Annotated in this window: 26 protein-coding genes; 12 read left to right on the top strand and 14 right to left on the bottom strand. The window is 32.8% G+C overall.

Annotation, left to right across the window (positions count from 1 at the left end):
• Nucleotides 1–86: 86 nt before the first annotated feature.
• From QWY92_RS09265 to QWY92_RS09245, 5 genes are all read left to right on the top strand, one after another.
• Complete coding sequence (locus tag QWY92_RS09265; RefSeq protein WP_290270575.1) at nt 87–398, top strand: hypothetical protein; 312 nt, start codon at nt 87–89, stop codon at nt 396–398.
• A gap of 77 nt (nt 399–475) precedes the next feature.
• Nucleotides 476–733: a histidine kinase gene (locus QWY92_RS09260; protein WP_290270573.1), complete on the top strand. Its 258-nt coding sequence runs from the start codon at nt 476–478 to the stop codon at nt 731–733.
• Between the two features lie 229 nt (nt 734–962).
• The gene (locus tag QWY92_RS09255; RefSeq protein WP_290270571.1) at nt 963–1,985 is read left to right on the top strand and encodes an FRG domain-containing protein; all 1,023 of its coding nucleotides are present in this window, start codon (nt 963–965) and stop codon (nt 1,983–1,985) included.
• A gap of 88 nt (nt 1,986–2,073) precedes the next feature.
• Nucleotides 2,074–2,280, top strand: coding sequence for a hypothetical protein (locus tag QWY92_RS09250; protein ID WP_290270569.1), 207 nt, complete (start codon nt 2,074–2,076; stop codon nt 2,278–2,280).
• Nucleotides 2,281–5,010, top strand: coding sequence for a class I SAM-dependent DNA methyltransferase (locus QWY92_RS09245; protein ID WP_290270565.1), 2,730 nt, complete (start codon nt 2,281–2,283; stop codon nt 5,008–5,010).
• A 26-nt stretch (nt 5,011–5,036) separates the two neighbouring features.
• Here the strand turns inward: QWY92_RS09245 and QWY92_RS09240 are convergent, their stop codons facing one another.
• The 9 genes from QWY92_RS09240 to QWY92_RS09200 all read right to left on the bottom strand — a co-directional run bounded on the left by QWY92_RS09240 (nt 5,037) and on the right by QWY92_RS09200 (nt 11,126).
• Entirely contained in the window at nt 5,037–5,234 is a 198-nt protein-coding gene (locus tag QWY92_RS09240; protein ID WP_290270563.1) for a hypothetical protein, read from the bottom strand.
• 64 nt (nt 5,235–5,298) lie between these two features.
• Nucleotides 5,299–5,520, bottom strand: a complete 222-nt coding sequence (locus tag QWY92_RS09235) for a hypothetical protein (RefSeq protein ID WP_290270560.1) — start codon at nt 5,518–5,520, stop codon at nt 5,299–5,301.
• A 10-nt stretch (nt 5,521–5,530) separates the two neighbouring features.
• The gene (locus tag QWY92_RS09230) at nt 5,531–5,776 is read right to left on the bottom strand and encodes a hypothetical protein (RefSeq protein ID WP_290270558.1); all 246 of its coding nucleotides are present in this window, start codon (nt 5,774–5,776) and stop codon (nt 5,531–5,533) included.
• Nucleotides 5,777–6,210: 434 nt separating this feature from the next.
• On the bottom strand, nt 6,211–9,576 hold the full coding sequence (gene dnaG / locus QWY92_RS09225) for a DNA primase (protein ID WP_290270556.1): 3,366 nt from the start codon (nt 9,574–9,576) through the stop codon (nt 6,211–6,213).
• Nucleotides 9,577–9,606: 30 nt separating this feature from the next.
• Complete coding sequence (locus tag QWY92_RS09220; protein ID WP_290270554.1) at nt 9,607–9,843, bottom strand: hypothetical protein; 237 nt, start codon at nt 9,841–9,843, stop codon at nt 9,607–9,609.
• 1 nt (nt 9,844) lies between these two features.
• Nucleotides 9,845–10,024: a hypothetical protein gene (locus QWY92_RS09215; protein WP_290270552.1), complete on the bottom strand. Its 180-nt coding sequence runs from the start codon at nt 10,022–10,024 to the stop codon at nt 9,845–9,847.
• A 1-nt stretch (nt 10,025) separates the two neighbouring features.
• Entirely contained in the window at nt 10,026–10,196 is a 171-nt protein-coding gene (locus QWY92_RS09210) for a hypothetical protein (protein ID WP_290270550.1), read from the bottom strand.
• Nucleotides 10,197–10,307: 111 nt separating this feature from the next.
• Nucleotides 10,308–10,886 carry a helix-turn-helix transcriptional regulator gene (locus tag QWY92_RS09205; protein ID WP_290270548.1) on the bottom strand — a complete coding sequence of 193 codons (579 nt, stop codon included), beginning with the start codon at nt 10,884–10,886 and terminating at the stop codon, nt 10,308–10,310.
• Nucleotides 10,887–10,892: 6 nt separating this feature from the next.
• On the bottom strand, nt 10,893–11,126 hold the full coding sequence (locus QWY92_RS09200; RefSeq protein ID WP_290270546.1) for a hypothetical protein: 234 nt from the start codon (nt 11,124–11,126) through the stop codon (nt 10,893–10,895).
• Nucleotides 11,127–11,284: 158 nt separating this feature from the next.
• Between QWY92_RS09200 and QWY92_RS09195 the strand changes: the two genes are divergently transcribed.
• Nucleotides 11,285–11,590 carry a helix-turn-helix domain-containing protein gene (locus QWY92_RS09195; protein ID WP_290270544.1) on the top strand — a complete coding sequence of 102 codons (306 nt, stop codon included), beginning with the start codon at nt 11,285–11,287 and terminating at the stop codon, nt 11,588–11,590.
• A 108-nt stretch (nt 11,591–11,698) separates the two neighbouring features.
• Here QWY92_RS09195 and QWY92_RS09190 read toward each other — a convergent pair whose 3' ends face one another.
• The 3 genes from QWY92_RS09190 to QWY92_RS09180 all read right to left on the bottom strand — a co-directional run bounded on the left by QWY92_RS09190 (nt 11,699) and on the right by QWY92_RS09180 (nt 14,325).
• Complete coding sequence (locus tag QWY92_RS09190) at nt 11,699–11,851, bottom strand: SsrA-binding protein (RefSeq protein WP_290270542.1); 153 nt, start codon at nt 11,849–11,851, stop codon at nt 11,699–11,701.
• A gap of 498 nt (nt 11,852–12,349) precedes the next feature.
• Complete coding sequence (locus tag QWY92_RS09185) at nt 12,350–13,963, bottom strand: M56 family metallopeptidase (RefSeq protein WP_290270540.1); 1,614 nt, start codon at nt 13,961–13,963, stop codon at nt 12,350–12,352.
• A 2-nt stretch (nt 13,964–13,965) separates the two neighbouring features.
• Nucleotides 13,966–14,325 carry a BlaI/MecI/CopY family transcriptional regulator gene (locus tag QWY92_RS09180; protein ID WP_290270538.1) on the bottom strand — a complete coding sequence of 120 codons (360 nt, stop codon included), beginning with the start codon at nt 14,323–14,325 and terminating at the stop codon, nt 13,966–13,968.
• Nucleotides 14,326–14,563: 238 nt separating this feature from the next.
• Here QWY92_RS09180 and QWY92_RS09175 point away from each other — a divergent pair, with 238 nt between their 5' ends.
• From QWY92_RS09175 to QWY92_RS09165, 3 genes are all read left to right on the top strand, one after another.
• On the top strand, nt 14,564–15,508 hold the full coding sequence (locus QWY92_RS09175; protein WP_290270536.1) for a calcium/sodium antiporter: 945 nt from the start codon (nt 14,564–14,566) through the stop codon (nt 15,506–15,508).
• 11 nt (nt 15,509–15,519) lie between these two features.
• Nucleotides 15,520–16,035 carry a GNAT family N-acetyltransferase gene (locus QWY92_RS09170; RefSeq protein ID WP_290270534.1) on the top strand — a complete coding sequence of 172 codons (516 nt, stop codon included), beginning with the start codon at nt 15,520–15,522 and terminating at the stop codon, nt 16,033–16,035.
• Nucleotides 16,036–16,143: 108 nt separating this feature from the next.
• The gene (locus QWY92_RS09165) at nt 16,144–17,445 is read left to right on the top strand and encodes a leucine-rich repeat-containing protein kinase family protein (protein WP_290270533.1); all 1,302 of its coding nucleotides are present in this window, start codon (nt 16,144–16,146) and stop codon (nt 17,443–17,445) included.
• A 58-nt stretch (nt 17,446–17,503) separates the two neighbouring features.
• Here QWY92_RS09165 and QWY92_RS09160 read toward each other — a convergent pair whose 3' ends face one another.
• Both QWY92_RS09160 and QWY92_RS09155 read right to left on the bottom strand, forming a co-directional pair.
• Nucleotides 17,504–17,689 (bottom strand): hypothetical protein, encoded by a 186-nt coding sequence (locus QWY92_RS09160; RefSeq protein ID WP_290270531.1) that lies wholly within the window; start codon nt 17,687–17,689, stop codon nt 17,504–17,506.
• Between the two features lie 428 nt (nt 17,690–18,117).
• On the bottom strand, nt 18,118–19,140 hold the full coding sequence (locus QWY92_RS09155; RefSeq protein ID WP_290270528.1) for a glutamine synthetase beta-grasp domain-containing protein: 1,023 nt from the start codon (nt 19,138–19,140) through the stop codon (nt 18,118–18,120).
• Between the two features lie 318 nt (nt 19,141–19,458).
• Between QWY92_RS09155 and QWY92_RS09150 the strand changes: the two genes are divergently transcribed.
• From QWY92_RS09150 to QWY92_RS09140, 3 genes are all read left to right on the top strand, one after another.
• Nucleotides 19,459–21,645, top strand: coding sequence for a glutamine synthetase III family protein (locus QWY92_RS09150; protein WP_290270526.1), 2,187 nt, complete (start codon nt 19,459–19,461; stop codon nt 21,643–21,645).
• Between the two features lie 177 nt (nt 21,646–21,822).
• Entirely contained in the window at nt 21,823–23,004 is a 1,182-nt protein-coding gene (locus QWY92_RS09145) for an AIR synthase related protein (protein ID WP_290270524.1), read from the top strand.
• A 22-nt stretch (nt 23,005–23,026) separates the two neighbouring features.
• Nucleotides 23,027–23,719, top strand: a complete 693-nt coding sequence (locus QWY92_RS09140) for a hypothetical protein (protein ID WP_290270523.1) — start codon at nt 23,027–23,029, stop codon at nt 23,717–23,719.
• Nucleotides 23,720–23,737 lie beyond the last annotated feature (18 nt).

Below are 23,737 nucleotides of genomic sequence, written 5' to 3'. Positions count from 1 at the left end.
AGTAATAAATCGAAACGATAGTGCTTATCAACTGCCCTACGTTTCTTAAACTTAAACTTAACGTTACTAGCAAGCAAAAAACTCTCGTGAAAGCAAAAATATTTTCAAACGACTTTTTAATTGGAACAACCGAATTAAATATTGGTGACAAATCAATGGACTGTGTTTACGGAAATTTTAAACCAACAGAATTTTTAGCGTTTTGTCAAGACCAAAGAAATGATGATGTTTTATTTGAAATAAGACAATATAATCATGAAGAAAAATTTGCTATTTCACATCTGACTTGGACAAGTAGAAAAGAAAAAAAAGGATATCCTAAAACAAAAATGTTTAAAGATTTTGACAAATTCAAATTTATAAGAATGAATCCTGACAGAATAGATTGGGGAACTTAAAACCCCAAATAATAACAAAACTGAAAATACATTCATAAAAAAAATAACGATTTAAATACATAATAAAAAGAGAAAGTATGAGAACAGAAATTGAAAATTACAATACAATCGCAAAAAACCTTAAGAAAGATTATCCAAAATTATCTGATTTTGAAATTTTATCTCTTTCAATTCAAATAGAGAGAAATCAAATTTTAGAAAATGGTTTAGTTGTTAGTACGTCTGATAAAACACCAAGCGGACTTGAATCAATAGGAATAGCGTTAGGCTATACTGATGAACAATTTAAAACGACAATAACTGATGTGCTTAAGGAAATCGTGCCGAAAGAATAAAGCCAGCTGGTAACAATGTATGAAAAAACATAGGGTTTTTGTGTTAACTCCATAGTTCTATGTTTTTTTACAAAGTCCGCTAAATATGAAATTTGGCATTTATAGTAGAAAAGATAAAAGCAAAATATTTATATTTAGCTAAGTAATAAACCGAAACGAAAGTGTTTATTATCTGTCCTACGTTTCTTATATGAGACGTTGTGCATAATGTCATAAAGCAGTAACCTAAATGCATGAATTTAATATACCAATAGAGTCTAGAATCAGGTATGAACCAAAGATTAATCCAGAAGGGATAACTATTAGTGGTATAACCCCTATCGACAAAGAAACTCATTGGTTATATGAATTTAACGAGATAGATGATTTTATATCAGCATTAGATTTTAAAAAATCTGATATACTACCTCATGGACTTAATGGAAAACATCACAGATTACTCTTTCGTGGACATCGAGATTCAGAATGGGAATTACTACCTACACGTTTTAGAGAAATAAACAAACCTGAAAACAAGAACTCTTATAACTCATTGAGAAGTGGAAATGGAGATAATGTATCAGAATTGCATGATTTTAAATGTTTTATTGAAGGAATGAATAATTTGGGTCTATACGTAGAAGATGATTCATTTAGGTTAATTAATACAAATACAGAAAGTGAACACCTTATGTTATTTGAAGAGTTTTCAACTTTTCCTAGCTCCAAACAACTAAAAGAGTTAGCATTAGCTCAACATTATGGTATTAAAACCAGATTATTAGATTTTACAAGAAATCACTATAAAGCTCTATTTTTTGCAATTGAATCTATTCCTAAAAACCTTAAAAACTCGAATAAAAAAATTGGGATTTGGATTTTTCCTGAGCGTTTAATTGAAATTGTTTCAGAAGTTTTATACGTAGAAAGAATTTTTGTTCAAGGGTTTCAAAATAAAAATATGGCAGCCCAAGAAGGATTATTTATTAATTATTTTAAAGGAAGGTGCGATTCTGGTGAATTATTCACAAAAGAAGAAAAAATGAAAACCCTAGATCAATACTTGATGCTTGAAAATATCTACCCTGATCAAAAAAGACTTATCACTGAACGCATTGGAAAACCAATGTTGTATACAATTTCACAAAATAAGTTATGGGAGATATTTGACATGCTTGAAGCATTAAACATCAACTGGATTACAATTCAACCAGATTTGCATGGTATAAGGAAAGAAGTCGAAAGACGAAATACTATATACGATAAAAGCTAAACTTCATGCGTGCTTCTGTCTTACACTAAACTTTTGTGTATATTTACTGAGTTGTCAAATCCGTTGACATTCCTTAAAACTAGAACCTATGACACTTAGACAATTTATTACTCATTGCTCATCTTATAACAGTCCAATTGGCGATTTAGCAAATGATATTTTAGACAAAAAAGCAAATATAAAAGGTAAAAGCGAAAAAGAAATACTTCAATATTTAGAATTCGAAACTAGTATGGGCGGTACCGAAGATGTTTATAAAGAATTCTTAACTGAGTATAAAAAACTAAATTACTAAATGGCACTAAGTTGGAATGAAATAAAAGATAGAGCGCTAAAGTTCTCAAATGAATGGGCGGAAGAAACAAAAGAACGAGCTGAAAAAGATAGTTTTTGGAATGATTTTTTTAATGTTTTTGGAATATCACGAAGGCGAGTTGCAACATTTGAAGAACCAGTTAAAAAAATAAGTGGAAATCAAGGTTTTATTGACCTTTTTTGGAAAGGAACTTTGCTCGTTGAGCATAAATCAAAAGGAAAAAATTTAGACAAAGCATTTGAACAAGCTACTGATTATTTTCCTGGACTAAAAGAACACGAGTTACCTAAGTATATTTTAGTTTCTGACTTTGATAAAATCAAACTTTTTGACCTTGATGAAAGAACGGAACACGAATTTCACGTTTCAGAACTTTACAAAAATGTAAAGCTTTTTGGCTTCATTGCCGGGTATCAAAAGCGAACATTTAAGGAAGAAGACCCTGTAAATATAAGAGCAGCTGAATTAATGGGGAAACTTCACGACCAACTCGAAGAGTTTGGTTATGAAGGTCATCATTTAGAAGTTTACTTAGTTCGTTTGCTCTTTATTCTCTTTGCTGACGACACAAGTATTTTTGAGAAAGATACATTTAAAGAGTTTTTAGACCAAAAAACAAATGAGGATGGAAGTGATTTAGGAGCATTAATGGCTCAGTTTTTTCAAGTCTTAAATACACCAAAAGAAAAAAGATTTAAAAACTTAGACGACCATTTAAACCAGTTTCCGTATGTAAATGGTAAGTTATTCGAGGAGTTTTTGCCAATAGCATCTTTCAATTCTAAAATGCGTAGCATTTTATTAGAAGCATCTGGTTTAGATTGGGGAAAAATATCACCCGCAATTTTTGGTTCACTTTTCCAAAGTGTAATGAACCCAGAGGAACGTAGAAATTTAGGTGCACATTATACTTCCGAAAAAAACATTTTTAAACTTATAAAACCACTTTTTCTGGACGAGTTAAGAGATGAATTCGAAAAGGTGAAATCAAATTCCAAAAAACTTAAAGAATTTCATCATAAATTATCGACTTTAAAATTTCTTGACCCAGCTTGTGGAAGTGGAAACTTCTTAATTATTACTTACAGAGAATTAAGACTTTTAGAAATTGATATTTTAAGAGAGCTATTCAAAAAAGGAGAACAAGTTTTAGATGTTTCTTCAATTCTTTGGTTAGATGTTGACCAGTTTTACGGTATAGAATATGACGAATTTGCAGCAAAAATAGCAGAAGTTGCCATGTGGTTGATTGACCACCAAATGAATATGCGGGTTTCAGAAGAGTTTGGTCAATATTTTGCTCGTTTACCATTAAAAAAAGCAGCTAGGATCATAAATAATGATGCATTAGAAATTGATTGGAATGAGGTGGTTTCTAAAGTAGAATTATCATATATTATTGGAAACCCACCGTTTATTGGCTCCAATATAATGAACAAAAAACAGCGTAGTCAAATAGTCAAGATTTTTAATAAAAAATCAGGTGGAGGAACATTAGATTATGTTGCTGGTTGGTATATTTTGGCAGCAAAATATATTGAAAAAACACAAATCAAAGCGGCATTTGTATCTACTAACTCAATAGTTCAAGGGGAACAAACGAATTTACTTTGGAATCCTTTACAAAATGAATTTGGTATCAAAATTCATTTTGCTCATACTACTTTTAAATGGAGTAATGAAGCGAAAGGAAAGGCCGCTGTATATTGTATAATTGTGGGGTTTGCTAGTTTTGACACAAAAGACAAAAAAATATTTACTTATGAAGATATCAAAGGAGAACCTTCTGAAATTTCAGTAAAAAATATTAATGCATATTTAGTCGATGCTAAAGATCTTTTTATTACAAAAAGCAGAAAACCTATTTGCAATGTTCCAAGTATTTTAAAAGGTAATTACTATGCAAAAAGTAAAGGGTTAATTGTTGAGGAAAAAGATTTGTCTTTTTTAATAGACAATGAACCAAAAGCAGAAAAATGGATAAAAAAATTAATAGGAGCTAGTGAATTTATAAATAATAAAAAAAGATTTTGTCTTTGGTTAGTGGATTGCCCTCCAAGTGAATTGCGTACAATGCCAATGGTAATGCAACGAATAAATCAAGTGAAATTAGATAGATTAAAAAGCACAGATAAAGGAATGCAAAATCTTTCTCCAATTAGATTTAGAGAAACACACAATCCAGATAATTGTCTAATAATTCCAGTTGTATCATCTGAAAATAGAAAATATATTCCATTAGGTTTCATTGATAAGAACACTATTTCAACTAATAGTAATTTAATTATGCCAGAAGCAAAATTATATCACTTTGGAGTACTAATGTCTGAAATGCATATGACTTGGGTGAAATATACTTGTGGTCGTTTAGAAAGTCGTTTTAGATATTCAAAAGATGTAGTCTATAATAATTATCCTTGGGCAAAAGAAGTAAGCGAAAAAAATAAAAAGAAAGTTGAAGAAAAAGCACAAAAGGTTTTAGATGTAAGAGCAGAATTTCCTGATAGTAGTTTAGCAGATTTGTATCATCAATTAACAATGCCACCAAAGTTAATAAAAGCACATTTAGAGTTGGATAAAGCAGTTGATTTATGTTATAGACCACAAGCATTTACAAACGAAAATACTCGAATTGAGTATTTATTTGACTTATACAATGAATATAAAGGACCTCTTTTGAACGAAAAGAAAACAAAAAGAAGTAAGTAAAACACTGGTTTCAATAGCTTTATTATTTACTCACTCATGATCATTTTGATTCCTTTTTTTATTCCGAAAGGATTCTCTGGAACATCGGTAATAACTTCGCCTAATCTTTTAGGCGTAGCTTTTCCGGTACCATCATCTATAACTATAAATTCTTCGTCTATGGCTTGTATTTTAAATTCAAGCCCTTTGTTCTTTACTTCTTTTATTTCGCCTACTTTTATCATAATATGGGGTTTTAATTAATTTTAATTCCCTCGAATTAGAGGGGTTTAGTATATGGACATTTTATTAAACTGAAACACAATAATAATACGAGCTTCCAAAATCTTTAAAAATTGGATGGAGCGTATTGCCTTTTGGCCTAAAATGTTCACTCAAAAAGTCGTGATCTGTTTTTAGCGTTACGGCATTTAAAGGTTGCGGCAATCCTAAAGGTATTCTGGAGAACTTCATTCTGTCAGGGTTTTCTGTATCAAAAATGATGAAGTCTGGTTTTTTTAAAATTTTCATAATTTCTATTCTAGTTTTTAAGGGTTTTGGAGTAATATCTTAAATCTTCAAATAGAACCTTGTAGCCTTCAATTGTTACTTGATTATCATCATCAAATGGAACAAGCTTATTCACATTTAGTTCTACCGTTTTATATCTACTAGTGGATGTCCTGTGTTTTACATCATAATCAAAAGAGGAAAACTCTTTTTCTATCATTGAAAGGATAGGTTCATCCTTAATGCAGAAAACTATTTTAGTATGTGTATCTGCCATAATTTCTATTCTAATTAATTTCTAAATTTTCTAACTCAATAAAACGCATCAAAGTGATTTGTGCTATAAAACTCGACTTCACCAGGTACCCTTTATCTATTAAAAAGGACAAAGAAGCGGTTACAGCGTAGAGCTCCACTAGGTTTATACAGTTTTTTACTATTATTTCTATATCGCTATTGGTATACATTTTTTTATTTTTTATTACTCATGGGTATTAGAATTAGGTAAAAACTTTCCATACATCCATACCTCTGATATTCAATACTTTAACCTTTTTTATGTGTGGAATGTTATGGAAACTCAAAACGGCTTCCGCACTTTTCCATACTTTCCACTACATATTCCTTTTTATATATAACTGATTATTAATATATTAAATAGGTGTGGAATGTATGGTGTTTAAAACACGCTTTCATTTTTTTTTTCTCTTCTTAATGAAAAGTTTTTAAAAGCTCGTCGAGATCTTCGGGCTCATCATCCTCGGGATTAATTTTTTCTAAGGGGGTTGCAGGGGGAAACACAAATTGACCGCCTTGAGCCGACAACTGATATTGTATGGCATCGTAAATCTCGTCGAAGATTCCTGTTTTCTCCAAATCGATTTCGTGTCCAGACGATGTTTTAACATCACGCCCCGAATCCATTTTAATGCCTTTACTATGGTAAGCCACAAATGCTTCCGATTGGTTTAATTGGTCCTTCATAAAAGATTTGCCAGGAATAGCTTCCTTATATTGTTCCCACCATATTTTCTGCATTTTTAGATACACGTTGGTGTAGTTAAAAAACAAGCTACGGCCTTCTAGTTTAAAATCTTCTTTAATTACCAACCTTAAATGGCTAGGCGCTTTGCAACCCGCTAAGAAGCAATCCCACCATTTATTAATAATACTTTCACTTTGTAGTTTGCGCATTTGCTGTTCTATACATTTAATGAAATGTGTTTCCATTTCTTTAAACGAAAACGGGAAATCTACTTTGTCCTTGAATATCTCATAGGTTGCGCCAAAAACTGAAGCGTTAGAGATCATCCTTGTTTTTGCGTCTGGCACACGCTCTATAAACGATTTCCTGAAGGCACGGAACTTCTGTTTAAATTGCTCAATGAATAGTTTACGATGCTTTAGAAACTCAACCGAATAAGAGGAGTAACCATCGGAGCACATGTCTTTAAATTCGTCGTAGCTTTTTCCTTCTGCTTCCGAGAACTCGTTTTTTGTAATCTCGTTCGCAAATAAACGCTGAATTAGTGGTTCTTGATTTGGGTAATCGTTACCGGTTAATATAGCCGATGAAAGAATTGGTACGGTTTCCAAGGCTATTTTACTGGTTATATTACCACGCTTATAACCGTTTCTATCCCATATACCTTTAAAAATACCGTCCACTTTGTCGTCACCACGTTTGTATTCTGAATATTGAGAGATCCCGTTAAAAAACTGCGACAACTCAATGACTTTGGCTTTTAGGGTTGAAGCTCCACCTTCAATATTTTGAGATTCTTGAGGAATACCAACAAAGGATTGAATCATTTCGGCCAACTGGTCTTTACCCGAACCTCCTGGTCCGTACAAAAACAGAATAGGAAAATTACCCAAGGCTTTTACAACCACATCTTGAAACAAAGAAGAAATGGCGAACATAATGCCCGATATAGCGTGTTCCCGATGCACTTCCATAGCTTTAGAACCAAAGGTTTTAAAGGTTACTTTGGCTTGCTGCACACGGAACCGTTTTTGGCCATCGTATTTAAATACGTTTTTGCGGTAAATTTTATTGGCACTTGGCACGTAATACGAAACTTTATCGTGTTTAAATACGCCGTTATCGTCAATATCTATGGTCGTACCATCGTAGAGCTGCACTAAATTATTCCAAACCCAAAAACCTTCCGGTTGGTGGCCTAAAACTTCAACTTTTCTACCAACGCCCATTTTATCATTTAAATACACTTTCAATTTTAAAAACTCGCGAGAGTCTCCAGTGTACATGAAATTCCCGTTATTGGATAATACGGTTGTGAACCGTTGCTGAGAATCTACAGATTCCGAAGGGGTATCGAAAATCTTTTCCAAGCCGTAAACATTCCTGATACGTAATAGCTTCATTGGAAATTCCTCGTCACTCATGTGCTGTACAATTTCTACATAGCAATTGGTAATAGCTTTAAACGTGTAGGGTGCATCGGTACCTTTACGAATCCACATTTTATTATCAGACTCAAAAAGGCCGTATTTATAGACATCGTTTTTAACTTCCTTCCATGTTTTTTTAATGCCATCTGGCAAGGTGTAATCATCGTCTGCAGATGCACCATCATAAGACAGATACCGGTTAGATCTTTCTTTTTCTTCGGCTTGAGCTTCAAATTTCGCTTCGGCTTGTTTTACCCATTTTTTTAAGGTAGCCACCGAAACTTTAGATTCTGTTTTTAACCAGGGGATATAAATTTCTTTTAAAGCTTCGTCTTCAATTTTCGCGATAATTTCGCAAAGCTTATAAGCGCCTTTGCTACGGTCAATATCGTTACCAGTTAAATGTTCTTGAAGTAGAAATTTAAAGCCGTCTGTTTTTACGCCGTTTTCTATTAATACTTTTTGAAGCGCGTATTTTTCTGCAGATAGTTTAGAATCTGTGATTTCTCTAATAACATCGCCATCATTTACAAATTTCAAAGCATTCATCATAAAATCATCATCTTGCTCTAATGCTTTTATTCCGCTGAATATGGTTTGATGTTCTTCTAAAGCTGTTTTGTATTCGCGAACAAAATCGTCGGGGTCTAATTTAGCCGTAGTTTGCACATTAACTCTAAATCCTGCAGCCAAAAATAGAGGGATATAGCGTAGCATGGCTTTTTTTCCCGCAGTGTCATCATCAAAAGTAAAATTGATGCGTTTACAATATTTACCTAAAATTTGTATTTGGGTTTCAGTAATGGCGGTTCCGCAGGATGCAATGGTGTTTTGCAGTCCGTTCTCGTGCCATGCAATAACGTCATTATAACCTTCCACAATATTGGCTTCTCCAGTTTCTATAATAGAACGCAATGCGCGGTCTAAAGCAAACCATATTTTGTCCTTATGGTAAATAATGCTTTCTGCAGGGTTTATCCATTTTGCAGAAGAATCTTTATTGGAAATATCTCTACCGGCAAAACCAACCAATAAACCTTTGATATCATGAATTGGGTAAATAATGCGTTCCCAATACTTATCAGCTTTATCTCCGACTAAAGATATTTCTTGAGCTTGCTTTAACAGATTAGCTTCTTTTAGTTTTTCTGTTAAAAAACGACCTCCGGTAGCATAGCCTAATTGCCAGTCTACAATAATATCTTTAGTGTATTGGCGTTTACCAATAACCTCTTTTTTTGCAGGATGATCTGTGGGGACTTTTAGCAAGGCTTTTTGATAATGCACAAGTGCAGCATCTAAAATAGGACGTGCCTTTTGTTTTTTCTCGGTGGTTTTCGCATAAGCTGAAGCTTGCTTTTCATCGGCATATTCAACAGGTATTCCGTATTTTTTTGCTATTTCTTCAATAGCTTCCGGAAAAGTCATTTTATTGTGTTCCATTAAAAAGGTTACGGCATTACCCGATTTCCCCGAGGAATAACACGTGAAACGCTGTTTTTGTTTAGATACGTTAAAGGATGGAGATTTTTCTTTTTGGAATGGTGATAATCCAAAAAAAGAAGCCCCTTTACGTTTAAGCTCTGTATAATCTGAAATGATATCGACAATATCTACCTTGTCCAGGAGACTGTCTGTAAATTCTTTTTTTATGTATGGCATTGGTGAAGTAGCTATTTTGGTTTTGTAATCTTATTTGATAATAGTTTGTACAGTATAATTGTAATCCTTTAAAAGTTTTTGCACGTGCTTGTCTTCAGTTTCATCTGGAGAAACAAAAACAATTTGTTTTCGTGATGAGTAAGGGATATCTTTTTGCCGTAACCTGCGGTGTAGATAATAAATAGGTTCTTTAGGATGGCTTTTATTTTCTTCTTTAAAAAAAAGCTTCTGCTCTTTTTCTTGCTCGTATTTAGATTGAGAATTCATATTATGATATTATATGAGCATCGACCACCTCTAATTCTAAGGCGTATTGAGATAACTCGGTTTCTAATTTGGCTATTAAAGGCGCTCTTTCTTCATCTGTAAAGTGAGTGCTAGATTTAACCTGGTTTAACTTTGCGCTAACTAGATTAATGTTCGATTGGATTGCTTTTTGATTTACCATGTTAACGGATTTTAATTTTAAACTTAGGATATCCTGCAGCTTTTAATCGTTCAGCATTGTAACCTTTATAAAACAAGATGTATTTTGGAATCTCTTTATTGTTTTCGTAAAAACGATAACCAAACAATTCAGTAAAGAAATAGAACCATTCGGTGTGGGTTGTTTGTTTCATTTTTTAATCTTTTTAAAAAAACCGCCATCGCTTAAAATGGCGGATTATTGTTAACTAATAAATTGTGCTTTTGCACAGTAAAAAAAAGAACGTATATCTAACCTACGGCGGTTAAATGAGGTTTAGAGATTTTGCTATAAGCGCCAGCTCTTGTTTTGTTTGAATATCTCCTAATTTGGAGTATAAGGCTTGTTTTAATTTATGGAAAGACCCAAATGCAAGGTTTAGCTTATCGGCTATAACTTCATTGGTATATGTGGTAGATAATAGTTTCATTAACTCAATATCTATTGAAGTTAATTGGCTGTCCTGGTATTTTGGAAGTTTACAAATTACACCGTTAAAAGGACAGGTTGCACGTTTTGGACAATCCCAGTAATCCGGTTCACCAAATTGGTTTCCCTTCATGTCTGCAGTATAGTCTAAACCACCAAAGCGACATTTTAAAAACTGTACTTGACGTTTAAATTCGGAATTGGGATGCCATTCTTTTAAAGCAGCATCTGCTTCGGGATCTTTTGCAATTTCCTCTTTAGTTAATTGAATAATGCCAAAAGGGGCATTTGCAATGGAGTTAATTTTTCCTTCTGAAATATAGTTGATTTCGTCCTCGACAACGAAAAATTCTACTTCGGAAGCGCTAGCCATCATTCCTGGATAGAGCGTGGGTTGATTGTTTGTAAGTGCCATAGTTAATTATATTTGAGTTTGTTCTTTTAGTGCCTCTAATGAGTGTTTTTGCTTTTTAGCAACTTTCAATAAGGCATTAAGGATATCTAAATTATATGTTCGTTTATTTCGAACATTTCTAATAATATCTGAAGACACAACGAAGTTGACTTCTTTTAAAATGATATTAGTTTCATAAACATAATTCGTTGGTAAATGATCGTCTAAAAATTGATAAGCTTTTTGAATGTGTGGTTGCATATTTTATTTGTTATTAATGAGTTGTATATTTGTGTATAGCTTTGTATTTCTGTGTACAAATAAAAAGAATTTATTACACATTAGTACTATTTTTAAATACAAATAATACTTATTGATACTATTTATACTCATTATAAATTATGAATTACTTTGAAAAAATGTCAAATTTCTTTGAAAGAAAGGGGTTAACGCAAATTGAGATTGGAGAAAAAATAGGCTACTCACAAGTGATGGTTGGTCGATATTTAAAAAGTAATGCGCCTAATTTTCAATTTATAACGGCCGTAAGTAAAGCTTTTCCGGATATAGATTGGAATTATATGTTTAAAACGGATAGTTCAGTAAATCATTTGGTTCGAGAAAGTAATGAAGCTGATGGAGATTCTCCGCAAATTTTAATAAAAGAGATAGATGTTAGATTGCAGAAGCTTAAAAAATGGCACGAATCTGACACGAATAATTAATAACCAATTGTTAATGTGCTGTTTATAATTTTGAAAATAATCCAGTCGAGGTCACGAAAAAATAAGCTTCCAAGAAATTGGGAGCTTTTTTTATGCGATAAATTTAAATTAATCTAACGCGTTTTTAGTGACGTAAACACGCCAACCTATGATGGCTAATTGTAGTTTACTGGCTTTTGATAAATCGAGTTGCTTTTTAGAGTAACTTGGTAAGATTGCTTTGTTAACCTTTGCCAAAATTTTGAATACTTGCTTTTGCATTTATAACCTTTTTTTGTAAAAATAGTAAAACTTATTCTAGACTAAGTTTTACATGGCATGTGGTTAAATACTTGTAAGGATTGTTGTAATTAAATCGATTACTAGTTTTGCAAGTGTCATCATAATGTATTGGTTTTAAAGGTTAATATTAGACTTCGTTTTTTGATCGAGTTTTCAATATATATTTTTAGAGAAGTATTCTCCAAGTGATTTGATGTAAATCGGTGAAACTGAATACGGATTTGTAAGTGTAAAAACTGTTTTTGTTTTAATATTTTAGTGACTTGCTTTATGCTTGTGTTTAATTGTATGTAAAAACTGTTAATGTGGTTTTAAATTGAAACTTTTCAAGGGGTTTTTGAAGGTGTGTTTGAGAAACCAAGGGGCATTTGGTGTAAAACAGAGCTGTTTTTGATGGTTTTGTCTTTTGTGAATTTTAAAACATAAAAAAAGACACTCATTCCTGAGTGCCTTAAATTTGAATTTATGAGTGAGAGTTTACTTTTTTGTGGTAATTTCTATAACGCCATTTTTACCTTTATCTCCGTATTTGTCAGTGGCATTTTTATTTTTTAAAACATTTATTGATTCTATGTTTTCTGGATCAATGTCCTTTAAGTTGTTATAATCAATTTCTTCATTGTCAACATACACTAAAGGTTGTTTGTCTTTCGCTATTTCTAATTTATATTGTGTGTTTTTTGTTTGAACAGAATTTGAGTTATTTTGATTATTGTTCTTAGTAGTAATTTCGATGGCTCCATTTTTAGCTTTTTCCCCATATTTATCAATAGCAGATTTTCCTTTAAGTACATTTATCGATTTAACGTTGTCTTCTTGTAAAGTAAAACCTTTTTCTTCTATAATTTTACCGTCGATAATGTATAAGCGATCGGTGTCCGTTTGAACTTGCGCCTTTGTTATCTCAAGGCCTATTTTTAAGTTTTCATCATTACTATTTCTTATAGTGATACTATGGTCGCTTTTATCAATAATAATATTAATGGTTTTTATCGGGGCGCTAGAATTAGAGCTATAGCTCGTGCTGTGAGATGCTTTATAACTTACCGAAATTTTAATGTCGGTAATAAGGTTGTTTTTATTTCTTTTAATTTTACCTATTTTTAATGAGTATCCTTTTTGTGCTAAATCGCTTTTAAGTTTTTCTATAGTATTGTCTGTGGTTTCTTTATGAATGTAAAGGTTTAGTTTGTCTTCGGAGGTTGTTAAATTATTAACGGTAGAAACACCTTCTGTTTTGGAATTGATAATAACCTCTTCGGTATTGAAACCCATTAAAAATAGAGTTAACAGTGGTAACACTATTGCATACTTAAATAAACTGATTTTTTTCGATTTTGATTTGTGTAACATAACGATTCGTTTTTTGATTAATGATGTGTGAAAATTATTGGTTAAAGCCATTTGATGAGATGGCAAACTTGTTTTTAGTAAGGTGATTTGATAGGTTTTTTTACAATCTATTTGATGTTGGGTTTCATTATCGGCTATAAATTCTAAATTTTGTTTTAAAGCTTTGTTGTAAAACCATATAAATGGATTAAACCATAGCGCAATGCAACTTAGTTGTGTGAGTAAAACATCGATGGAGTGTTTTTGGTTAGCATGAATTGTTTCATGAATTAGAATTTGTTCTAATTCGGTGTTGGTAAAGTTCTTTGGGTTAAAAACAATCCAGTTGAAAAATGAAAAAGGAGATATGTTTTTATCCGTTTTAATATAAGTGTATTTACCGTGTTTTTCTTTTTTACTTCTAGAAATAACTAAACTTAAGGAAGCGAGCTGTATTAAAAATCGAATGAAAAAACCGATAACACCTATTAAATATATTGCGGGTAAATAATCTAATATACTAAATGGTGTTTCGATATTTTCGGAAACCTCTATAGGGATATTACTAAAATTTGGTGCCTCTACTGGAATGTGTTCAACATAAATAGGAATTACTAAAAAAGGCAAAGTAAAGGCTATGAGAATACCGAGTATTAAAAACCATCTATTTTGCTCAAAAAAGGTATCGCGTTGCAAAAAGATTTTATAACTTATATAGAAAATGGCTAATAACGCAGATACTTTTAACAGGTATTCCATAATTAATTGTCTTTTTCAATGAGTTTAATAATTTCCTTAAGCTCATCTACACTAATCTTTTCTTCCTTAGCAAAAAACGAGACCATGTTTTTGTAAGAGTTATTAAAATAGTTGTTAATGGCGGTATTCATAAAACCTTTTCTATAATCTTCTTTAGAAACAATAGGGTAGTATTGGTGGGTTTTTCCGTAGGCCGTGTAGGCTACATATCCTTTGTCTTCTAAATTTCTAATTATAGTAGAAAGCGTATTGTAATGTGGTTTATCGTTTTTAATTTCTGCCAAAACATCTTTTACAAAAGCTTTTTCAAGCGTCCATAAAATGTGCATTATTTCTTCTTCTTTGTTGGTTAGCTTTTCCATTATAAAGTAAAATGTTAATTATCAGTAGTTTTCAAATATATAACTATTTTTATAGTTATAAAACTAAAATAGTAGTTATTTAACTATTTTTTAAGTTTTCAGGATTGTTATGTTCTGTAATAGCAGTGAACTGGTTAAGAAATCTATGCGCTTCGTTTTCTTTATTGTTTTAAAAAAAACTATTCGCTTTTAGCATTTCAGTTTTTAGTTATAATTATCTTAGCAAAAAATTATAATTATGAGTTTACTTTGGGTTATCCTTGGTTTTGTTTTATTAGTTATTGGTGGCGAATTTTTGGTTCGTGCATCTGTAGCGTTATCTTTTAAGTTTAATATCTCAAAAATGGTGATTGGAATGACGGTCGTTTCTTTTGCCACATCGGCACCTGAGTTACTTGTAAGTTTGCAAGCGGCCTTGTCTGGCTCACCCGCTATTGCTATAAATAATGTTGTAGGATCTAATATTGCAAATATTGGTTTGGTATTGGGAATCACGGCTATGGTAAGCGCCATTGCGGTAGATCAATCGTTTTATAAACTGAATTGGCCGGTAATGATGGTGTTCTCTATTGCATTATATTATTTTTTGAAAAATGACAATGTATTGTCGGCTATAGAAGGAGGTATTTTGTTTGCAGGACTTATCGTGTTTTTAGTATACCTAATACGAAGTGTTAAAAAAGACGCAGCCTCCGATGAGGTTGATGATACTTTGGCAGCCGTTTCAAACTTTAAAATAGGGGTGTGGCTATTAATTGGAGCTGCAGCGCTTTACTTTGGTAGTGAATGGCTTGTGGATGGCTCAAAAGCGATAGCACTTTCTGTAGGTGTGTCAGAAGCTGTAATAGGCGTGTCGCTTATTGCAATTGGTACAAGTGTGCCAGAATTAGCAGCATCGGTTATCGCGGCAGCTAAGCAAGAAAAAGCCATTTCTTTAGGGAATTTAATTGGCTCTAATATTTTTAATATTGCATCGGTTTTAGGTTTAACAGCTATGATAAAACCAATTCCGGTAACAGAGGCGTCTATTTTAAGTAACGATATTTTTTGGATGCTAGGGTTTTCGGCCATTTTAATTCCGTTAATATTTTTACCAAAACGCTTAGAAATTAGCAGGCTAAAAGGCTTTGCTTTAGTTGTTGGTTACGGCGTTTTTATGTTTTTGGTATTTACCGGAAAATAGACTTTTTTAGTATGTTTAAAATAGAAAAAGCGACCACTAATGAGGCGCAATTAATTGCCGAAATTGGGAGACAGTCTTTTTTAGAATCTCATGGGCATAGTGCTTCGGAAGATGATATTAAAAACTTTGTTGATAAAACCTATCAAGAAAAAGCGATAGCTGAAGAGTTTAAAAACGAAAACGTTCAATATTATATTATTTCTTATGAAGATAAAATTGCGGGCTTTTCCAAAATAGAAATTAATGCTTTAAGTCCATGGATTGATGAAGCTGCAGTTACTAAACTGGATCGACTTTATTTATTGGAAGCATTTCATGGTAAAAAGTTGGGAGTAGCACTCTTTAATTTTATTATTGAAACTTCTAAACAACATAATCAAAAAGGAATTTGGTTGGCTGTTTGGGTCGAAAATTTGAAAGCCATAAAATTCTACACAAAAAATGAGTTTAAAATTGTTGGCAATTATGATTTTAAACTTTCCGATACGCGATCAAATCCTAATCATATTATGTTTAAGGCCTATTAGTTTGTTCTTTATTTTGAATTTTTAAGTGGTAAATTATCGCCAAAAACCTGATGTTTTCTGCGTTTTACACGTCTATAATAGTTAGATTTGCAACTTCAAAATGGATACATGGTACATTCTTTAGAAGCATTAAAATCTGGACAATTAATAGGTTCGAAAACACTAAAACTTGCTTGCGGCTTGGAAGAATTTCCAGAAGAAATTATTACGCTTGCCGAAACATTAGAGATTTTAGATTTATCGGATAATAAATTGACTTCTTTACCAGAAAGTATCGCTCAACTTAAGCGGTTAAGAATTATATTTTTTGCACGAAATAACTTTACGGAATTCCCTATTGTGCTTGCAAAATGCCCTAATTTGAATATGATTGGTTTTAAATCGAATCAAATTAAAACGGTTCCAGAACAAGCATTTCCGCCGTTATTAAATTGGTTGATTTTAACTGATAACAAAATTGAAAAACTTCCGAAGAGTATTGGAGATTGTACGTTGCTTCAAAAATGTGCTTTAGCAGGAAATTTAATTGAAGAATTACCTGTTGAAATGAAAGCTTGTGTGAATTTAGAACTCATTAGGTTTTCGGCAAATCAATTGAAAACGATTCCAGTTTGGTTTTTTGAGTTGCCAAAATTAAGTTGGGTCGCTTTTGGAGGTAATCCTGCAGCTGATAAAATAGAATTACAACCTGATTTTGAAGCTTTTGATTGGAACGGTTTTTCTATTAAAGAATTATTAGGGGAAGGTGCTTCTGGATTTATTTCAAAAGCCTTTTGGAAATCGAAGAATAAAGATATTGCTGTTAAAGTATTTAAGGGCGATGTAACTAGCGACGGTTTACCAGACGATGAAATGGCTATTTCCATTGCTGCTGGTACTCATGAGAATTTAATTCCTGTTTTAGGAAAAATAAAAAACCATCCAGAAGATAAAATTGGTTTAATAATGACGTTGATTTCTCCAGATTACGTCAATTTAGGAAATCCGCCAAGTTTACAAACTTGTACGCGAGATGTGTTTGATGAATCTTCTGTTTTTAATGCAGAAGCGTTGTTGAAAATTACAAGAAGTATAGCTTCGGTTTGTGAGCAGTTGCATAAAAAAGGTATTAACCATGGCGATTTGTATGCGCATAACATTTTGGTGAATAGCTCGGCAGATTGTCTTTTAGGCGATTTTGGCGCAGCATCGTTTTACGATGTTAATTCTGGTCTTGCTCATGCTATTGAGCGTGTTGAGGTACGCGCATTTGGATGTTTGGTTGAAGATGTGCTGGGTCTTGTTAATGAGCGGGAAATGAATAGTGATCTTCGCGATAAATGGCAAAAAATAATTACAGATTGTTCAAGTAACGATGTTAGATTACGTCCCGGTTTTTCTGAGATTTTAGAGGTGCTGGATGAGTTTTAGATAAGGTTTTTAATGTGTAACTGTTGTTTTATTTGGTTATAGGTTCTTAATAGAAACTTTATTGAATAGTTCTAAAATTTCCAATAATCAAAGCGGTGAGTAGTAATCCTAAACCTATTCCCATAAAAGAACCTTTCGCAAAATCTGATAATTCCATAAATTGAGAAAATATTTGAGAAGTCGCAATTACAAACATTCCAATAGATAGGAGAATTAGTGTTTTCTTTTTCGTTATTTTTTTCATCTTATTTTGGTTTTTATAATTAGTATAAACTTTATAATATTTGTTACATATTTTATAACTAATAAGTGCAATAAATTACTAAGTAGAATAACAAAGTAAAAATAAGTTAATTATTTTTCTAATTCAAAATGTTGGTGGAGACTTGCGTTAGGGATTGATGCGGCATCCTTTTTTGTGCTAGCCTTTTTGTTATAAATAAGCCTTGGGTTTTCTGTTAGCTTATGTTTTATAGGTGTTTTGAAATTATAGTGGCACAACAAAGATATAGCGGAAAGCCCGACCTGGTTCCTGAACTTGTTTCAGGATTAAGGTAACGCCCAAAGCCTTCTTTCTAAGAGTAATATATCCTGAATTTTTGAAAAAAATAAAAGCGCTAACAAATGAATGTTAACGCTTATATTATGAACAAAATGTTTATGCTATGTGAATTATACTTTTGCAGATTTAACTGTTTTCACAATTCTTGCTGCAATTTTGTATGGATCAGCGTTTGAAGCAGGACGTCTATCTTCTAACCAGCCTTTCCAGCCTTTTTCTACTGCGATTAAAGGAATACGGATTGATGCACCTCTATCTGAAATTCCCCAAGAGAAATCTGTAATAGCTGCAGTTTCGTGTAAACCTGTTAAACGTTGGTCGTTAAACTCACCGTAAACAGCAATGTGTTCTTTTACTACTGGGCGGAAAGCTTCGCAAATTGCTGCGTAAGTTTCTTTGTCACCACATGTTCTTAAAATCTCATTAGAGAAGTTGGCGTGCATACCAGAACCATTCCAATCCATATCTTTACCTAATGGTTTTGGGTGGTACTCGATATAGTAACCATATTTTTCAGTTAAACGATCTAATAAGTATCTAGAAATCCAAAGTTCGTCACCAGCTAATTTAGCGCCTTTTGCGAATAATTGGTATTCCCATTGCCCTGAAGCAACTTCTTGGTTAATTCCTTCGAAGTTTAAACCTGCATCGATACATAAATCTGCATGCTCTTCAACGAAATCTCTACCGTGTGTATTTTTACCACCAACAGAACAGTAATACATTCCTTGTGGTGCAGGATAACCACCTACAGGGAAACCTAAAGGTAATTGCGTTTTGTTATCCATAATGAAATACTCTTGCTCGAAACCGAACCAGAAATCATTATCATCATCATCAATAGTAGCTCTTCCATTAGATACGTGTGGCGTTCCATCAGCATTCATAACCTCAGTCATAACTAAATAACCGTTAATACGATCTGGATCTGGGTAAATTGCAACAGGTACTAATAAACAGTCAGACGCTCCGCCTTCAGCTTGTCTAGTAGATGATCCATCAAAAGACCAATTTCCTATTTCTTCTAATGTCCCTTTGAAATCTTCATGCTCTTCAACTTTAGTTTTACTTCTTAAGTTTTGAGTAGGATAGTAACCATCTAACCAAAGGTATTCTAATTTAATTTTTGCCATAATGAATATTTTATAATTGAAATATTGATAATAATATCACAAATATATATTTTTAAGTTTTTACTACGAATTTATTAGGGGTGTTTTAACAATAGAGGCACTTATTTTTATTTATACCCCAGTTTTTTAAGGATTATTTAAAAAAAATATGATTTTTTGACGGAAATACTGAAAAAATGTTAACAATAACTTTACAGATTGGATGTTTTCTTACTTTTGCGACTTATTTTTGTGTTCTGTTTTAATTACTGCATTTTAGAATTAAAGTGGTTGAAACTAACCTTGTTAAAGTTAGAATATTTTAAAATTATTTTGAAAATGGCTATATTAAGATTTCATGCTATAAAAGAATCGCTGGCTTATAAACCAGTCCATATTGAAGAAAAGGAAAGGCGATCGGAGTTGTTTGGTAAAAACGTATTTAACGAAAATACCATGCGCCAATATTTAACAAAGGATGCTTTTAATGGGGTGATGAATGCGATAAATCTAGGTAAGAAAATAGATAGAAGTATTGCCGATCAAGTATCGTCTTCCATGAAAGATTGGGCACTATCGAAAGGCGTTACGCATTATACGCATTGGTTTCAGCCATTAACAGGAGCGACTGCCGAAAAGCACGATGCTTTTTTTGAAACTATTGGTGGCGGTATGGCTATTGAAAAGTTTGGTGGAGACCAATTGGTGCAACAAGAACCTGATGCTTCTAGCTTTCCGAATGGCGGCATTCGTAATACGTTTGAAGCACGTGGTTACACCGCTTGGGATCCTACTTCACCAGCATTTATTTACGAAACAACATTGTGTATTCCAACCATATTTGTGGCTTACACCGGTGAAGCTTTAGATTTTAAAACACCATTGTTACGCGCTTTGAATGCAGTAGATACGGCCGCAACAGCGGTTTGTCGTTATTTTGATAAAAACGTAAAAAAGGTAACTAGCTCTTTAGGTTGGGAGCAAGAATATTTTTTAATAGATAAAATGTTGGCTGCTAGCCGACCAGATATTATGCTTACTGGGCGAACACTTTTGGGGCATCCAGCAGCAAAAGGGCAACAGTTAGACGATCATTATTTTGGGTCGATACCTAATCGTGCCTTAAACTTTATGCGCGATTTGGAAACCGAGTGTATGCTTTTAGGTATTCCGGTAAAAACACGCCATAATGAGGTAGCACCTAATCAATTTGAGTTGGCTCCAATTTATGAAGAAGCTAATTTAGCAGTCGATCATAATTCATTATTAATGGATATTATGGGGAGAGTGGCGTCTCGTCATCATTTTAAAGTACTCTTTCATGAAAAGCCATTTATAGGCATGAATGGATCGGGAAAACATAATAATTGGTCACTTTCCACAGATACAGGTGTTAATTTACTAGGCCCAGGAAAAACACCAATGAGTAACTTACAGTTTCTTACCTTTTTTATAAACACCATAAAAGCGGTTTATAAATATGAAGCTTTATTGCGAGCTACCGTGGCATCGGCAAGTAACGACCATCGTTTAGGGTCGAGTGAAGCACCGCCGGCAATTATGTCGGTATTTATCGGTGAACAACTTACCAAAGTTTTAGATGAATTGGAAGGCGTAACTAAAGGTAAATTATCGCCAGCAGAAAAAACCGAGCTTAAATTAAATGTTATTGGGAAAATCCCAGATGTTTTATTAGATAATACCGATAGAAATAGAACATCGTCTTTTGCCTTTACAGGAAATAAATTTGAGTTTCGTTCCGTAGGGTCTACAGCAAATTGTGGTAACCCAATGACGGTTTTAAATACCATTGTTGCAAAGCAATTGCAAGATTTTAAAATAGAAGTGGATACCTTAATCAATAAAAAAGATTTAAAAAAGGATGAAGCTATTTTTAATGTATTGCGTGAATATATTAAGGAAACTAAAGCCATTTTGTTTGAAGGTAATGGTTATGGAAAACCTTGGGAAATTGAGGCTAAAAAGCGCGGATTGAGTAATAATAAGTCAACTCCCGAAGCTTTAAAGGCTAAGATTTCTAAAGAAAGTATCGCTTTGTTTGAAGATATGAATGTGATGAGCAAAGTAGAAACACAGGCACGTTACGAGATTGAAATGGAGGCGTACAGTAAACATATTCAAATTGAAGGACGGGTTTTAGGTGATATTGCTAGAAATCATATTGTACCAACGGCCATTAAATATCAAAACATTTTAATTGAAAATGTACGAGGCTTAAAAGAAATTTTTGAAGAGAAATATCACGATGTTTCACGAGAGCAGGTGCTGTTAATTCAAGATATATCGAGCCATATTGCAGGTATTAACTCTAATGTTACCAAAATGGTTGATGAGCGTAGAAAGGCAAATACTATTGAAGACATTGAAAAGAAGGCGTTGGCTTACTGTAAGAAAGTAAAACCGCTTTTCGAAGATATTCGTTATCATTGTGATAAGCTAGAGCTTCTAGTAGACGACGAAATTTGGCCATTAACTAAATATCGCGAGTTGTTGTTTACAAGGTAACATGCGGTTGTTATTAAATTATAAGTGATTTTTAGTTTTAAAATGCTATTTATGTATTTGTCAAAATCGTATAGAAATATAGATTAAATTCATAAATTATTAAAATAAGAAAATCCCGCTTCAAATTAGTGGGATTTTTTCATTCAAAAAGGTAGATTTGCAACACAATAAAATATTATGAGTCAAGAAGTTTCAAAACGATACGCACAACGTGGTGTTTCTGCATCAAAAGAAGATGTACATAACGCTATAAAAAATATAGATAAAGGCTTGTTTCCTAAAGCATTCTGTAAAATAGTTCCCGATTATTTAACAAATGATGACGATTACTGTCTCATTATGCATGCAGATGGAGCGGGTACAAAATCGTCTTTAGCGTATATGTATTGGAAAGAAACTGGTGATATATCAGTTTGGAAAGGGATTGCTCAAGATGCGTTAATAATGAATATTGACGATTTGTTGTGTGTTGGAGCAACCGATAACATTATGTTATCATCTACTATCGGACGTAACAAAAGTGTTATTCCTGGTGAAGTGCTTTCAGCAATTATCAATGGTACCGAAGAATTATTGAAAGATTTAAAATCCTTTGGAGTAACCATTCATTCAACAGGTGGTGAAACTGCCGATGTTGGCGATTTGGTTAGAACTATTATTGTAGATTCAACGGTTACCGCACGTATGAAACGTACTGATGTTATCGATAATGCGAACATTAAAGCTGGTGATGTTATTGTTGGTTTAGAAAGTTTCGGTCAGGCTACTTACGAGAAACAGTACAACGGTGGTATGGGAAGTAATGGTTTAACATCTGCACGTCACGATGTATTTAGTAAATACCTAGCTGAAAAATACCCAGAAAGTTTTGATGCCGCTGTACCGGAAGAGTTAGTGTATTCTGGAGGTGTGAAATTAACAGATGCTGTTGAGAATTCACCTATCGACGCTGGTCAATTGGTATTGTCACCAACACGAACTTATGCGCCAATTATTAAAAAAATATTGTCTCAGTTTAATAGTGAAAGTCTTCATGGTATGGTGCACTGTTCAGGTGGAGCACAAACTAAAATACTTCACTTTGTAGATCAATTTCATATTATAAAAGATAATTTATTTCCAATTCCTCCACTTTTCAAACTGATACAAGAGCAGTCGAAAACAGATTGGAAAGAAATGTATCAGGTATTTAACTGTGGGCACCGTATGGAATTATACGTAACTCCAGAAATAGCTGAAGATATTATTGCGATATCTAAAACTTTTAATGTCGATGCTAAAATTATAGGTAGAGTAGAAGCTTCGGAAACTAAAAAATTAACAATAAATAGTGAGTTTGGGGATTTTGTATATCAATAATTAATATTTACTATTTTTTTATATGAAGTCGAAAAAAGTTATTTCACAAGTTGCCGTGTTGCTTGTTTTAGCAAACGTATTAGGTGTCGCTTTTTTAGATTTTCAAGGTATGCAACACATGCGACTTACTAGTACTGTTGTCTTTTTAATACTTTTTGTTTGGTTAAAAGGTTATAAAAACGTGTTATTATTGCTAGCCTTTTTTAGTTTGGTTTGTGCCGATTTTTTTATTCATTTTTTTGAAACAGTACGCTATGCCAATATAGCTCTTGGTTTTAGAGGCTTGGCTGCTATATGTATTTGTTTAGATATTTTACCAAAAATAATACGCTTAAAATATAGACCAACAACTATGGTTATGCTGTTTAGTGTCGCTTTATTAAATGTTTTTCTACTTTATAAATTGTTAAACCTAACGCAAATGGCAACAAAGGATTCGTCCTTAGCTGTTGTAGTGCTTTTTTATGGAGCACTACATGTGTTTTTAGCTATTCTGGCATTTACTTATAGTTATGGTTATGGTACTGTTGAGGCAAGGTTTTGCTTAGTTTTTGTATATGCGATTATAATTTCTAATGTGTTAACATCATCGGCGTACTATTTAGGTTTTGATATTTTGTATTATTTTTCTAGACCCTTATACGTTTTAGGATTAGCAGGAATGCTCGCTTATAGCGTACTCGATTTTGATAAAAAGAAACCACTTGAAATATAATTATAAAATTTCCGTTAA

The organism is Algibacter miyuki, from assembly GCF_030409805.1.
In the GTDB taxonomy this organism is placed as follows: Bacteria; Bacteroidota; Bacteroidia; order Flavobacteriales; family Flavobacteriaceae; genus Algibacter; species Algibacter miyuki.
This window is presented reverse-complemented; position numbering and strand designations above follow the sequence as displayed.